At 31.2% G+C, this 14,580-nt stretch carries 13 protein-coding genes; 8 read left to right on the top strand and 5 right to left on the bottom strand.

The annotated features are described in order from the left end of the window. Window positions 1–38: 38 nt before the first annotated feature. The 6 genes from rpsA (at window position 39) to LJY17_RS04740 (ending at window position 8,159) form a co-directional block, all read left to right on the top strand. Entirely contained in the window at window positions 39–1,808 is a 1,770-nt protein-coding gene (rpsA, locus tag LJY17_RS04765) for a 30S ribosomal protein S1 (RefSeq protein WP_264542711.1), read from the top strand. A 104-nt stretch (window positions 1,809–1,912) separates the two neighbouring features. Beyond that, window positions 1,913–4,075 (top strand): DUF7619 domain-containing protein, encoded by a 2,163-nt coding sequence (locus LJY17_RS04760; RefSeq protein ID WP_264542710.1) that lies wholly within the window; start codon window positions 1,913–1,915, stop codon window positions 4,073–4,075. Window positions 4,076–4,139: 64 nt separating this feature from the next. Continuing rightward, the gene (locus LJY17_RS04755; RefSeq protein ID WP_264542709.1) at window positions 4,140–6,257 is read left to right on the top strand and encodes a DUF7619 domain-containing protein; all 2,118 of its coding nucleotides are present in this window, start codon (window positions 4,140–4,142) and stop codon (window positions 6,255–6,257) included. Window positions 6,258–6,334: 77 nt separating this feature from the next. After that, window positions 6,335–6,889, top strand: coding sequence for a bifunctional pyr operon transcriptional regulator/uracil phosphoribosyltransferase PyrR (pyrR, locus tag LJY17_RS04750; protein ID WP_264542708.1), 555 nt, complete (start codon window positions 6,335–6,337; stop codon window positions 6,887–6,889). A gap of 1 nt (window position 6,890) precedes the next feature. Continuing rightward, entirely contained in the window at window positions 6,891–7,817 is a 927-nt protein-coding gene (locus tag LJY17_RS04745; protein WP_264542707.1) for an aspartate carbamoyltransferase catalytic subunit, read from the top strand. A gap of 9 nt (window positions 7,818–7,826) precedes the next feature. Continuing rightward, on the top strand, window positions 7,827–8,159 hold the full coding sequence (locus LJY17_RS04740) for a ribonuclease Z (protein WP_264542706.1): 333 nt from the start codon (window positions 7,827–7,829) through the stop codon (window positions 8,157–8,159). A gap of 51 nt (window positions 8,160–8,210) precedes the next feature. Here LJY17_RS04740 and LJY17_RS04735 read toward each other — a convergent pair whose 3' ends face one another. From LJY17_RS04735 to aroB, 5 genes are read right to left on the bottom strand one after another with little or no spacing between them, the layout of a single operon-like run. Then, complete coding sequence (locus tag LJY17_RS04735; RefSeq protein ID WP_264542705.1) at window positions 8,211–8,615, bottom strand: DNA primase; 405 nt, start codon at window positions 8,613–8,615, stop codon at window positions 8,211–8,213. Window positions 8,616–8,632: 17 nt separating this feature from the next. Beyond that, on the bottom strand, window positions 8,633–9,607 hold the full coding sequence (locus LJY17_RS04730; RefSeq protein WP_264542704.1) for a deoxyhypusine synthase family protein: 975 nt from the start codon (window positions 9,605–9,607) through the stop codon (window positions 8,633–8,635). A 31-nt stretch (window positions 9,608–9,638) separates the two neighbouring features. Next, complete coding sequence (locus LJY17_RS04725) at window positions 9,639–11,039, bottom strand: arginine decarboxylase (protein WP_264542703.1); 1,401 nt, start codon at window positions 11,037–11,039, stop codon at window positions 9,639–9,641. Between the two features lie 54 nt (window positions 11,040–11,093). Then, window positions 11,094–11,270, bottom strand: coding sequence for a hypothetical protein (locus LJY17_RS04720; protein ID WP_264542702.1), 177 nt, complete (start codon window positions 11,268–11,270; stop codon window positions 11,094–11,096). A 56-nt stretch (window positions 11,271–11,326) separates the two neighbouring features. Then, complete coding sequence (gene aroB / locus LJY17_RS04715) at window positions 11,327–12,394, bottom strand: 3-dehydroquinate synthase (RefSeq protein WP_264542701.1); 1,068 nt, start codon at window positions 12,392–12,394, stop codon at window positions 11,327–11,329. A 99-nt stretch (window positions 12,395–12,493) separates the two neighbouring features. Here aroB and LJY17_RS04710 point away from each other — a divergent pair, with 99 nt between their 5' ends. After that, a complete protein-coding gene (locus LJY17_RS04710; RefSeq protein ID WP_264544879.1) occupies window positions 12,494–13,669 on the top strand; it encodes a proline dehydrogenase family protein in 1,176 nt (391 codons plus the stop codon). Further along, window positions 13,669–14,574, top strand: a complete 906-nt coding sequence (locus tag LJY17_RS04705; protein ID WP_264542700.1) for a ribonuclease Z — start codon at window positions 13,669–13,671, stop codon at window positions 14,572–14,574. Before LJY17_RS04710 ends, LJY17_RS04705 begins: the two co-directional genes overlap by 1 nt. Window positions 14,575–14,580: the final 6 nt, after the last annotated feature.

Genomic DNA, 14,580 nt, shown 5'->3' with positions numbered 1-14,580 from the left:
AACTCAAGAGAATACAGAATACAAATTTATTATCAGACATGTCTGAATTAAACAAAACACAAGAGGATTTTTTATCAACTTTTAACTGGCATAATTATGCTGAAGGAATTGATGCTGTTGATGAAAAAAACTTAAGAGAATTTGAAGAATTAGTTGCTAAAACTTTTATTTCAACTGATCAAGAAGAAGTAGTAGAAGGAGTAGTTGTAAGAATTACAGAAAGAGATGCTATCGTTGATATCAACGCTAAATCTGAAGGTGTAATTTCTTTAAACGAATTCCGTTACAATCCAAACTTAAAAGTAGGAGACAAAGTTGAGGTATTAATTGACGTTCGTGAGGACAAAACAGGTCAATTAGTATTATCTCACCGTAAAGCTCGTACTATCAAAGCTTGGGATAGAGTTATTGCTGCAAATGAAACAGGAGAAATCGTTAATGGTTTCGTAAAATGTCGTACTAAAGGTGGTATGATCGTTGATGTATTTGGTATCGAAGCTTTCTTACCAGGTTCTCAAATCGATGTTAAACCTATCCGTGATTACGATCAATATGTAAACAAAATGATGGAATTCAAAGTGGTTAAAATCAACCATGAATTCAAAAACGTTGTTGTTTCTCACAAAGCGCTTATCGAAGCTGATATTGAAGTACAGAAAAAAGAAATTATTGGTCAATTAGAAAAAGGACAAGTATTAGAAGGTGTTGTTAAAAACATTACTTCTTACGGTGTATTCATTGACTTAGGAGGTGTTGACGGATTAATCCACATTACGGATTTATCTTGGTCTAGAATTAACCACCCAAGTGAAGTTCTTGAATTAGATCAAAAATTAAACGTTGTAATCCTTGATTTCGATGATGAGAAAACAAGAATCCAATTAGGTTTAAAACAATTAAACGCTCACCCATGGGATGCTTTAGATGCTAACTTAAAAGTTGGTGACAAAGTGAAAGGTAAAGTTGTTGTTTTAGCTGATTACGGTGCTTTCATCGAAGTTGCTGAAGGAGTAGAAGGTTTAATCCACGTTTCTGAAATGTCTTGGTCTACACACTTACGTTCAGCTCAAGATTTCGTAAAAATTGGAGATACAGTTGAGGCAGTTATCTTAACTCTTGATAGAGAGGAAAGAAAAATGTCTTTAGGTATCAAACAAATGACTCAAGATCCATGGACAGATATTACTGCTAAATACCCAGTAGGTTCTAAACATACAGGTACAGTAAGAAACTTTACTAACTTTGGTATCTTCGTAGAATTAGAAGAAGGAATTGATGGATTAGTTTACATCTCTGACTTATCTTGGACTAAGAAAATCAAACATCCATCTGAATTCATCAATGTTGGTGAAAAATTAGATGTAGTAGTATTAGAATTAGATGTTGACGGACGTAAATTATCTTTAGGTCACAAACAAACTACTGCTAATCCTTGGGATAAACACGAAGATGCTTTCGCTGTAGGAACTATCCACAACGGTGTAATTGCTGAAATCGTTGACAAAGGAGCTACTGTAGATTTCGGAGATGATGTAGTTGCATTTATTCCAACTCGTCACTTAGAAAAAGAAGATGGTAAAAAATTGAAAAAAGGTGAAGCTGCTGATTTCAAAGTAATTGAATTCAATAAAGAATTCAAAAGAGTAGTAGCATCTCACACAGCTATCTTCCGTGAAGAAGAAGAGAAAAATGTGAAATCATCTAATGAAAACAATACTTCTTCAAGCAACAATGCACCAGCATCTACATTAGGAGATATCGATGCATTAGCTGAATTAAAAGCTAAAATGGAAAAAGGAGGAAAATAATTCTTTCTCCTGCACTGAGCTAGTCGAAGTGTATCTAAATAAGCAAAAGCCTCACAGAAATGTGAGGCTTTTTTTATTATTTTTGCTCAACTAAATTTTCTAAATTGAGAAAACTCTACTTTTTACTTACTGCTTTGTGTCTTTTTACTAGTGTTAATGCACAAATTATCAATTTTCCTGATGCTAATTTTAAAGCTAAGTTGTTAGCGGCCAGCCCAAGTAATACAATTGCTCAAAATTTATCAGGATCTGATTTTAAAATAGATGCAAATTCAAATGGACAAATTGAAATTAGTGAAGCTTTACAAGTAAAAAAACTAAGTTTAGCAGGTGGTTTTTTACCTATAACAGATTTGACTGGTATTTTATATTTTTCTAATATCGAAGTTTTAAATTGTGGTCATTTACAGTTAACCTCATTAAATTTGAATGGATTAGTTAAGTTAAAGTATCTTGAATGTTTTTATAATAATTTGACTTCTCTAGATCTGAGCGGGGTTCCGAATCTTGTGAATCTAAAATGTTCTTCAAACAGTCTTTTGTCTTCATTGAATGTTGCAGGTTTAATTAACCTTAAGACATTAGATTGCTCTTTTGGTAATTTAACATCTTTGAATTTAAGTGGTTTAATTAATTTGATAAGTTTAGATTGTCAGCAAAATGAAATCAATCAATTAAGTGTTATTGGTTTGAGTAATCTAGTAGATGTAAATTGTTCAATGAATAATCTTTCGAGTCTATTTATAAAAAATGGAAATCCTAGTGCATGGAATAGTTTATATTTTTCGAGTAATCCAAATCTTCGATACATATGTGCTGATGATGAAGATATTGTGCTTGTACAAAATAATATTTCACAATGGGGATTAACTAACTGCCATGTAAATACTTATTGTTCATTTACACCAGAAGGAACATATTATACAATTCAAGGAAACAATAAATTCGACGTAAACAATAACGGTTGTGATGCTTCGGATATAAGTTTGCCAAATTTAAAATTTAGTATTATTAACGGAAGTAATACTGGAAGTTTAATAGCTAATACTTCGGGAAACTATTATATTCTTGTTCAGGCGGGTACACATACTGTAATACCAGTTTTTGAGAATCCTTCTTACTTTACAGTTTCTCCAGCTTCAGTAAATGTTACATTTCCAACACAAGCGAGTCCGTTTACTCAAAATTTTTGTGTAACTGCTAACGGTGTTCATCCGGATTTAGAAATTATTATTTTACCAGTTAATGTGGCTAGACCTGGTTTTGATGCAAAATATAAATTGATTTATAAAAACAAAGGAAATATTACACAATCAGGAACGGTTAATTTAGCTTTTAATGATGCTGTTTTAGATTTTGTTTCAGCAAATCCAGTTGTAACAACTCAAACTATAAATAATCTATTTTGGAATTTTACGAATTTATTGCCATTTGAAACTAGAGAAATTACTTTTACTTTGAATGTTAACTCTCCAATGGAAACACCTGCAGTTAATAGTGGTGATGTTTTAAATTATGCTGCTACAGTTACTTCACCAACAACAGATGATTTACCAAATGATAATACCTTTGTATTTAATCAAACAGTTGTAAACTCTTTTGATCCAAATGATAAAACCTGTTTAGAAGGAGCTACAATTTCTCCAAGTAAAGTTGGAGATTATGTCAATTATATGATTCGTTTTGAAAATAATGGGACTGCAAATGCGCAAAATATTGTAGTAAAAGACATGATTGATACAACAAAATTTGATATCAATTCATTAGTGCCAATAAAAGGTAGCCATTCATTTGTGACAAATATTACATCAGGAAATAAAGTTGAATTTATTTTTGAGAACATCAATCTTCCGTTTAATGATGCAAACAATGATGGTTATGTATCTTTTAAAATTAAAACCAAACCAACTTTAACTAACGGAGATACTTTTAGTAATACAGCAAGTATTTATTTTGATTATAATTTCCCAATTGTAACAAATACAGCAACTACTACTATTCAAGCGTTAAGTCGTCAGGATTTTGATTTCTCCAGTTATTTTAAGTTATATCCAAATCCAGTTAGTAACAATTTGAATATTGAGGCAAAAGACACAATTGAAATAAGTTCAATAAGTATATACAATACTCTAGGGCAATTAGTTTTAGTTGTACCAAATGCACAAAACATAAAAACCGTAGATGTTTCAAATTTGAGTTCAGGAAATTATTTTATCAAAATAAATTCAGATAAAGGAACTTCAAATACGAAGTTTATTAAAAATTAATTAAGCAAAGCCTCACAGAAATGTGGGGCTTTTTTTTGTTATTTTTACTTTTTAAATTACCCAAATGAAGAAAATCTACTTTTTATTATTGGCATTGTGCCTTTTTACCAAAGCAAATTCCCAAATTATTAATTTTCCTGACCCAATTTTTAAAGAAAGATTGGTAAATTCTACTGCATTAAATTATCGTGCAACAGATTTATCAGGTAATTATTTCGCTATTGATAGTAATGGAGATGGTGAAATTCAAATTTCTGAGGCATCGCAAGTTAAAAGCATTGAACTTTCGTATTATAATGGTGATGGACTTGGAATTACTTCATTGGTTGGTATTAATGAGTTTCCTAATCTGGTTTCTTTTGGATGCAGTGATGCAAGTCTATCAAGTTTAGATATTCATGGATTGCAACATTTAGAAAATTTATTTACTGAAAATTCTGGATTAAATACCGTTACAGTTTATGATTTACCTCAACTAAAATACTTACAACTTGAACATAATAATCTTTCTGATTTATCTTTAAATAATTTTCCCAATTTGAAATGGATTTATTGTGGTTACAACAGTCTCACAAATTTAGATTTATCTATGTTGACAGGTCTAGAGAGAATCTTGTGTAACAACAATCAATTAGTAAGCATTAATATGAAAAATGGTATAAGTCAAACTATTGTAAGTGGTACAGTTATTAATGGCTTTTATGAAAATCCAACATTGAGATATGTTTGTGTAGATGACTCCGAGTTAACCTATGTTCAAAATAAGATTTCAGCACTTCCATATGGTGCATTAGTATCAGTGAATTCGTATTGTGATTTTGTTCCTGGTGGACAATATTATACAATTCAAGGGAATAATAAATTTGATGAAAATAATAATGGTTGTGATGTTTTAGATTTTGCCTTAAATAATTTAAAATTTAATATCACTAACGGAAGTAATTCAGGAAATTTAATTGCTAATACTTCAGGAAATTATAATATCCCCGTTCAAACAGGTACATACACAATTACTCCTGTTTTTGAAAATCCAGCTTATTTTACAGCTTCCCCATCTTCGGTAAATGTTACATTTCCTGTACAGGCGAATCCTTTTAATCAAGATTTTTGTGTGATAGCAACTGGTGTTAATCCTGATTTGGAAGTTACTTCATTTGCTGCTACTCCAGCACTTCCAGGGACTCATGTAATGTATATATTGAGTTATAAAAACAAAGGAAATACAACGCAATCTGGTACAGTAAATTTAGTTTTTAATGATGCTGTTTTAGATTTTGTAGATTCTACTCCAGCAACTTCATCTCAAACTGTAAATAATTTATCTTGGAATTTTACCAATTTAAGACCCTTTGAGAAAAGAAGAATTCTATTATCATTTATTACAAATTCTCCTTCAGACACTCCTCCTTTAAATAGTGGTGATGTACTAAACTACACAGCAACCATTACTTCAGCAGCAACTGATGATTTACCAAATGATAACACTTTTGTTTTTAATCAAGTGGTTGTTAACTCATTTGACCCAAATGATAAAACTTGTTTAGAAGGTGCTACAATTACTCCTGATAAAGTTGGTGATTATGTTCATTATATGATTCGTTTCGAAAACAATGGAACTGCAAATGCACACAATATTATGGTTAAGGATATGATTGATGCAAATAAGTTTGATGTCAATTCTTTAATAGCAATTGACGGAAGTCACGAATTTTTTACTAGAATTAACGGTAATAAAGTTGAATTTATTTTTGAGAATATCAATCTGCCTTTTGATGATGCCAATAACGGTGGTTATGTAGCCTTCAAAATTAAAACCAAGCCAACTTTAATAAACGGAGATACTTTTAGCAATACTGCAAGTATTTATTTTGATTATAATTTGCCAATCGTGACTAACACTGCAACAACGACAATTGCAGCATTAAATCGTCAGGATTTTGAATTTGCTAATTATTTTAAATTGTATCCTAATCCAGTGCATGATGTTTTAAATATCAATTCTAAAGAAGACATTGAAATTTCTTCGATTAGTATTTACAATACTTTAGGGCAATTGGTTTTAGTAGTACCAAACGCTCAAAATACAAAAACGGTTAATGTTTCTAATATGCCGTCAGGGAATTATTTTATCAAAATAAATTCAAGTAAAGGAAGTAGTAATACGAAATTTATTAAACAATAATTTTAGTCCCGATTCATTCGGGACTTTTTTTATCCAAAAAAATCATTAATTTTACATTCCAAACACAACTAACTACAATGAGTCAAAAAACTTTGCTCACAGCTACTGAAGTCAATATCATACTTCATCGTTTGGCTTGTCAATTAATAGAAAATCACCTTGATTTTAGTAACACGGTTTTAATAGGTATTCAGCCTCGTGGTACACAATTAGCTTCACGTTTAAAACAAATTTTGCATGAAGAGTATAAGGTTCCTACTATTGCTTTAGGTTTTTTAGATATTACTTTTTTTAGAGATGATTTCCGCAGAGGAGAAACTTTGGAAGCCAATAAAACCCAAATTGATTTTTTAGTAGAAAACAAAAAAGTGATTTTTATTGATGATGTGCTTTATACTGGTAGAAGTATTAATGCAGCACTTCAAGCTATTCAATCTTTCGGTAGGCCAAGTGAGGTTGAACTGCTAGTGCTTATCGATAGACGTTTTAGTCGTCATTTGCCAATTCAGCCAGATTATAGAGGAAGACAGGTAGATGCCATCAATAATGAAAAGGTAGTGGTAAAGTGGAAGGACACTTCGGCACCGCTCAGTGAACAGGGAGAAGACTCAGTAGAATTAATAACAAAATAAAATGAAAGAATTAAGCGTAAATCATTTACTTGGAATTAAATACATCACAGAAGAAGATATTCAACTGATTTTTGAAACCGCTGATCATTTTAAAGAAGTTATTAATCGCCCCATAAAAAAAGTTCCTTCACTTCGAGATATTACCATTGCCAACATTTTCTTCGAAAACAGTACTAGAACAAAATTATCGTTTGAATTAGCACAAAAAAGACTTTCGGCAGATGTAGTAAATTTTGCAGCATCAAGTTCTTCGGTTACAAAAGGTGAAACATTAATTGATACTGTAAATAATATACTTTCTATGAAAGTAGATATGGTTGTAATGCGTCATTCATCGCCTGGTGCAGCAGTATTTCTTTCAAAAAATGTAAATGCAAGTATTGTAAATGCAGGAGATGGTGCTCATGAGCATCCAACACAAGCTTTATTAGATGCTTATACTATTCGTGAAAAACTAGGAGATGTTGCAGGTAAAAAAGTAGTAATTGTGGGTGATATTTTGCATTCACGTGTAGCACTTTCAAACATATATTCACTACAAAAACTAGGAGCGCAAATTAAAGTTTGTGGGCCAAATACTTTAATACCAAGATACATTCGTGAACTTGGAGTAGAAGTAGAGCCTAATTTAAGAAAAGCCTTAGAGTGGTGTGATGTTGCCAATATGCTTCGTGTGCAAAACGAACGCTTAGATATCAGTTATTTTCCTTCTACAAGAGAATATGCTATGCAATATGGTGTAGACAAGCAATTGTTAGATTCATTAAATAAAGAAATTGTAATTATGCACCCAGGACCAATAAATAGAGGAGTTGAAATTACCAGTGATGTAGCTGATTCTAAACAATCCGTAATTTTAGAACAGGTTGAAAATGGCGTTGCTGTAAGAATGGCTGTTATTTATTTGTTGGCTTCAAAAAAATTGTAAATTTATAACATGAAAGTAGAACACAAAGGACATACCACAATAATTAAAGATACAGAAGGAGATTCTAAAACTTTTTTAGAAAAAGTTAGTAATCAGTTTACAACCTTTAAAGTAACCAATATTATATTGGATATTACTCACGACAAATCAGTTGATATTAAGTCAATTAAAAACTTTGTTGATTTGGCTAAAAAATTTAAAAAAGAAAAAAAATCTTTTGTTATAGTGGCTGATGGTATTGATTTTAATGAAGTACCGCCATCTTTACATGTTGTACCAACAGTTCTCGAGGCTCATGATATGATTGAGATGGAAGAAATAGAGCGTGATTTAGGTTTTTAATTTCAAAAATATAATATAATAAAAAAGGAACTCATTTGAGTTCCTTTTTTATTATTCGTCTTCATCATCTTCATCATCATCTTCGCTACTTTCAGAATCTTCGTCGTCATCTTCGTCATCGGCATCAACATCGTCTTCTTTTGAACTAGGTTTGTCATCATCGTCATCATCATTAGAGTCGATTTCAAGTTCTTTTAATGCGTCTAATGAATCATCACCTCCGTTTTCGATATCATCATCTTCATCATAGTTTTCAATTCTGTCAGCCAGCTTTGTACTAACTTTTACAAGATAGATTGTATCCTCAGTTTTAACTTCGACTGCTTCAATAGTTTCGTTTTTAGCATTTTTGAAACGGATAATGTCTGAATCATCATATCCATCGGGAAACTTTTCTACTAATAGGTTTAAAATTTCACTCGTTAATTTTGAATAATCAACTATAACTCTTTTCATATTGGGGTATTCTATAATTATTGGCCTAAGATATATGCAAATATAAGAGGTGCAACGATAGTTGCATCAGATTCTACAATAAATTTTGGAGTTGTGATATCTAATTTACCCCAAGTAATTTTCTCATTTGGAACTGCTCCTGAATAAGAACCATAACTTGTCGTTGAATCAGATATTTGACAGAAATAAGCCCAAAAAGGCACATCATGCATTTCCATGTCTTGGTAAAGCATTGGAACGACACAAATAGGGAAGTCCCCAGCAATACCTCCACCAATTTGGAAAAACCCAATTCCTTTTCCTGAACAATTATCTTTGTACCAATCAGCTAACCACATCATATATTCAATACCACTTTTCATTGTTGTGGCTTTGAATTCACCTTTAATACAGTATGAGGCGAAAATGTTACCCATTGTACTATCTTCCCATCCGGGAACAACAATAGGTAAGTTTTTTTCTGCGGCTGCTATCATCCAAGAGTCTTTAGGATCAATTTCGTAATATTGTTCTAAGACTCCAGAGTTAATCATTTGGTACATGAATTCGTGTGGAAAATATCTTTCTCCTTTAGAATCTGCATTATTCCAAATATCAAATAAATGTTGTTGTAAACGACGAAAAGCTTCTTCCTCAGGAATACAAGTATCTGTTACGCGGTTAAAATGGTTTTCTAATAAATCCCATTCTTCCTGTGGTGATAAATCACGGTAGTTAGGTACTCTTTTATATGAATTATGAGCAACAAGATTCATGATATCTTCCTCAAGGTTTGCCCCTGTACAAGATATAATATGCACTTTGTCCTGACGAATCATTTCGGCTAATGATTTTCCTAATTCAGCTGTACTCATTGCACCAGCTAAAGTGATCATCATTTTACCATTATCCAATAAATGTTCTTCATAACCTTTAGCTGCATCTACTAATGCAGCTGCATTAAAATGTAGATAATGCTTTTCAATAAATTGACTAATTGGTCCTTTGCTCATTTTGTTTGTATTTTGCTAATATAGCAAGTTATTATTTTTTGTTGTATCCTAAAATTTCTAAAATTTGTTCTGCACTTTGTTCTTCAGAAAAAATTTCGTGTGCAAAAATTCCGTTTTTATCTTTATCTATCAAGATATGTTTGGGTTGCGGAAGAATGCAGTGGTGTAAACCACCGTGTCCACCAATAGTTTCTTGATACGCACCAGTATTAAAGAAACCAATATATAAAGGTTTTTCTTTATTATATTTTGGAAGATAAATGGCATTCATGTGCTGTTCAGAATTGTAATAATCATCTCCATCACAAGTTAATCCTCCTAAAAGTACACGTTCATAGGTGTCATTCCATCTATTAACAGCCATCATTACAAATCGTTTGTTGATTGCCCACGTGTCTGGAAGTGTTGTAATGAAAGAAGAATCAATCATATTCCAGTTTTCACGATCATTTTGCTTCTTTTGATATAATACTTGAAAAATTGCTCCTCCAGATTCACCAACTGTAAATGATCCAAATTCAGTAAAAATATGAGGCACAGGTACTTCTGCTTCATCACAAGCAATTTTAATTTGATTTAGAATTTCTTCTACCATGTATTGGTAATCATAATCAAAAGCTAATGAATTTTTAATTGGAAAACCGCCACCAATATTTAGACTATCTAATGAAGGACACTCTTTTTTCAAAGCTATATATACCTTCATACATTTTAGTAACTCATTCCAGTAATAAGCAGTATCACGAATACCTGCATTAATAAAAAAGTGAAGCATTTTAAGTTCTACTTTTTTATTATCCTGAATATTTTTTCTATAAAAAGGAACAATGTCTTTGTAACCAATTCCTAAACGAGATGTGTAGAACTCAAATTTAGGATCTTCTTCTGCAGCAATACGAATACCAATTTTAAATTTTCCATCGATTTCTTCTTGAAGTAAATCTAATTCTTCAAAGTTGTCTATAACTGGAATGGTATTTTTATGACCATTGTTCACCAAGCGTGCAATATTTGTAACGTAAGCCCCACGCTTAAATCCGTTACAAACGACAAATGTGTTTTTGTTTATTTTGCCTTCTTCCATTAGTCTTTCAACAATGTTGATATCAAATGCTGAAGAAGTTTCAATATGAATATTATTTTTTAAAGCTTCATTTAAAATAAATTCAAAATGTGAACTTTTAGTACAATAACAATAAAAGTATTTTGCTTCGTAACCTTGCTTTTCCATAGCGTTACGAAACCACATTTTTGCTTTATTAATGTTTTCAGAAATCTTAGGTAAATAAGTAAATTTTAATGGAGTACCATATTCTTCAACCAATTTCATTAAATCGATTCCATGAAACTGTAGGTGGTCTTTATTAAGAGTGAATTCTTCCTGTGGAAAGTAAAACGTTTGATTTATAAGGTCGTAATATTTTGTATTCATTTAGTTATCAGTAATTTGTAATTAAAATTAGTAAAAAAAATAACACAAAATTTTTCAAACCCTAATATTTGCAAATTCTATTTCTAGCTCGCTGTAAATTTTTTGATTGATTGCAAAAAGACTGTTTGCTTCCCATTTGATGATAGTTACAACTTTTAAAATGGCATTTCTCACTTCAAGAATAGTTTCCTGAAATGTTCTAAATAAATTCCATTTATTGTGTTTTATCATGCGGGCAAATTTAAAAAATTATATTTCGGATATAAAAACAAATTTTTAAAAAATGTTTAGTTGTTGTAATCTTCAAAAGACTTTATAATTATCTCGTTGTCAGCGGATTGATTTATTTTTATGTTTCCTATTCCGTCTAACAAAGCAAACTGAACTTTTCCGTATTCATTTTTTTTGTCATGAATAAGTAAATTTATGATGTCAATTTTATCATTTTCACTAAAAGTTATTGGCTCATAAATTGATAATAAATGATTCTTAATTTCTGAATATTCTAAAGCTGTAATCAAGCCTTTTTTAAAAGACAGATAACTTTCTAAAACCATACCTGTTGCAATTGCTTCACCATGAAGCAAATTATCTTTTTCAGGTGTTTCTAAAAATAACGTTTCAATAGCGTGTCCTAGTGTGTGACCAAAATTAAGTGCTTTTCTAATTCCGTTTTCAGTTGGATCCTGATTTACAATATTATTTTTAATTTCAACTGACTCAGCTATTAATTCGTCAAAAGTGTCAAAATCAATTTCAGATAAATTTTTGAATTTATCCCAGTGTGATTTTTTTGCAATTAAACCATGTTTTAGCATTTCGGCTAATCCAGATTTCATTTCTCTTTGTGATAATGATTCTAGGAATGAAGTATCGATAATTATCATTGCTGGATTGGTTATTGTTCCAATTTGGTTTTTTAATCCGTCTAAATCAACTCCGTTTTTCCCGCCAACAGATGCATCTACCATTGATAATAATGAAGTTGGAATGTTTATGAAAGGAATACCTCTTTTATAAGTGGACGCTATAAAACCTCCCATATCGGTAATAACGCCTCCACCAACATTTATAACCAAACTCTTTCTATCAGCACCAAGTTCAATTAAAACTTTCCAAACTTGTGTACAGGTTTCAATGGTTTTGTTCTCTTCTCCAGGTTCAAGTTCAATAATTTCAAAAGGAACTTCGGTTTCAATTAAAGGCAAAATTTTTGGTAAGCAAAGTTCATTTGTGTTTTCATCAGCAATAAAGAAAATTTTAGAGAAGTTATTCTCCTTTAAATAATTGTTTAAATGAGTGTAACTTTCTTTATTAAAGTGAATTGTATAATTATTGGCTTGAATTGATTTCATTTCACAAATGAGTATTAAAATGTTGCGCAAAATAAAGTAAAAATACTATAATAAAATAGTGTGGTGTTTTATATTTGCATAACATTTACGTAATACATGATGAATAAAATTTTTGACAATACACAAAACGCATTTTCACTAAAAAGTGATACCGAATTAGAGAGAGCTTATTTTCTTTTTAAATTGATAGATTCTGAACCATTAGTTAAAATTGGAACAGCGGTTACCAATTTTGCTTTAAAAGCACATTTACCTGTTGAAGGATTAATTCGTGCTACAGTTTTTGATCATTTTTGCGGAGGTGTTTCAGAAGATGATTGTATTCCAGTAGTAGATAAAATGTTCACGAAAGGAGGAGTTTCTTCTGTCTTAGATTATTCTGTTGAAGGAAAAGAAGATGAAACGGCTTTTGATGATGCGATGAATAAAACATTAAAAATCATCAATTTCGCTAAAGAAAAGAAAGCCATTCCTTTCGCAGTATTCAAACCAACTGGTTTTGGACGTTTTGAATTGTATGAAAAATTAGGTGAAGGTCAAACTTTGAATGATACTGAGCAAGAAGAATGGAATAGAGTAGTGGAGCGTTTTGACAGAGTTTGTAAAGCAGCTCACGAAAATGATATTGCTCTTTTAATTGATGGTGAGGAAAGTTGGATGCAAGATGCTGCTGATGATTTGGTTGCTGATATGATGCGTAAATATAACAAAAACAAAGCTATTGTTTACAATACATTACAAATGTATCGTTGGGATCGTTTAGATTATTTGAAAAATTTACATGCTCAAGGACAACAAGAAGGTTTTCATATAGGAATGAAACTGGTTCGCGGCGCTTACATGGAAAAAGAAAATAAACGTGCTGAAGAGAAAGGATATAAATCACCTATTTGCGCTTCAAAACAAGCGACTGATTATAATTTTGATGATGCTGTGACTTATATGATGGAACATATTGATACTATGGCAATTTTTGCAGGAACTCATAATGAAGACAGTTCATATAAACTAATAGAGTTGATGGCACATAAAGGCATCGTTAAAAACGATTTTAGAGTATGGTTTGGTCAGTTATATGGAATGAGTGATAATATTAGTTTTAACTTGGCTGCCGAAGGATATAATGTTGCTAAATACCTTCCTTTTGGTCCTGTAAAGGATGTTATGCCATATTTAATTCGTCGTGCCGAAGAAAATACATCGGTAGCTGGGCAAACAAGTCGCGAATTGACACTTATAAAAAGAGAAAGAGATAGAAGAAAGAGTAAAAAATAATGAACTTAACCATTTTAGGTTGCTATGCTGCAACGCCAAGAACTTTTACCAATCCAACATCACAAGTATTAGAAATAAATAATCGATTGTTTTTAATTGATTGTGGGGAAGGAACACAGGTTCAGTTGCGCAAGAATAAAGTAAAATTCTCCGCTATTAACCATATTTTTATTTCTCATCTTCATGGAGATCATTTTTATGGATTAATTGGGCTTATATCAACCTTCAATTTGTTAAATAGGAATAATCCTTTGACGGTTTATGGTCCTGTTGGAGTTAAAGAAATTATTAAACTTCAGCTTAAGTTGTCTAATTCTTGGCCACAATACGAACTTAATTTTGTTGAGTTGTCATCTAATCAATCAGAAATTATTTTTGAAGATGATAGAGTAATAGTTAAAACTATTCCTCTAAAACATCGTATATATACTAATGGATTTTTATTTAATGAAAAACCTAAAGAAAGAAAGCTTAATGTTGCTGCAGTTCAGGAATATGAGATAGAAACTTGTTACTATCAAAATATAAAAAATGGACGTGATATAACTTTAGATGATGGTCGAATAATTTCTAATGAATTACTGACTTTTGATCCGCCAGCACCAAAGAGTTATGCTTTCTGTTCTGATACAGTTTACAATGAAGAAATTGTCAACGTCATTAAAAATGTTGATGTTTTATATCATGAATCAACCTTTTTAGATTCAGAAGAAGTATTAGCAGAGAAAACAATGCATTCAACTGCAAAACAAGCTGCAAAAATTGCCAAACTGGCAAATGCTAAACAATTGGTTTTAGGACATTATTCTACACGATATACTTCTATAGATTTGTTTAAAGAGGAAGCACAAAGTGTTTTTGAAGAAATACTGCTTTCTGATGATGGAGTTACTTTTGAATTTTAATCTTTA

It is taken from the genome of Flavobacterium hankyongi (assembly GCF_036840915.1).
Classification (GTDB): Bacteria; Bacteroidota; Bacteroidia; order Flavobacteriales; family Flavobacteriaceae; genus Flavobacterium; species Flavobacterium hankyongi.
This window is presented reverse-complemented; position numbering and strand designations above follow the sequence as displayed.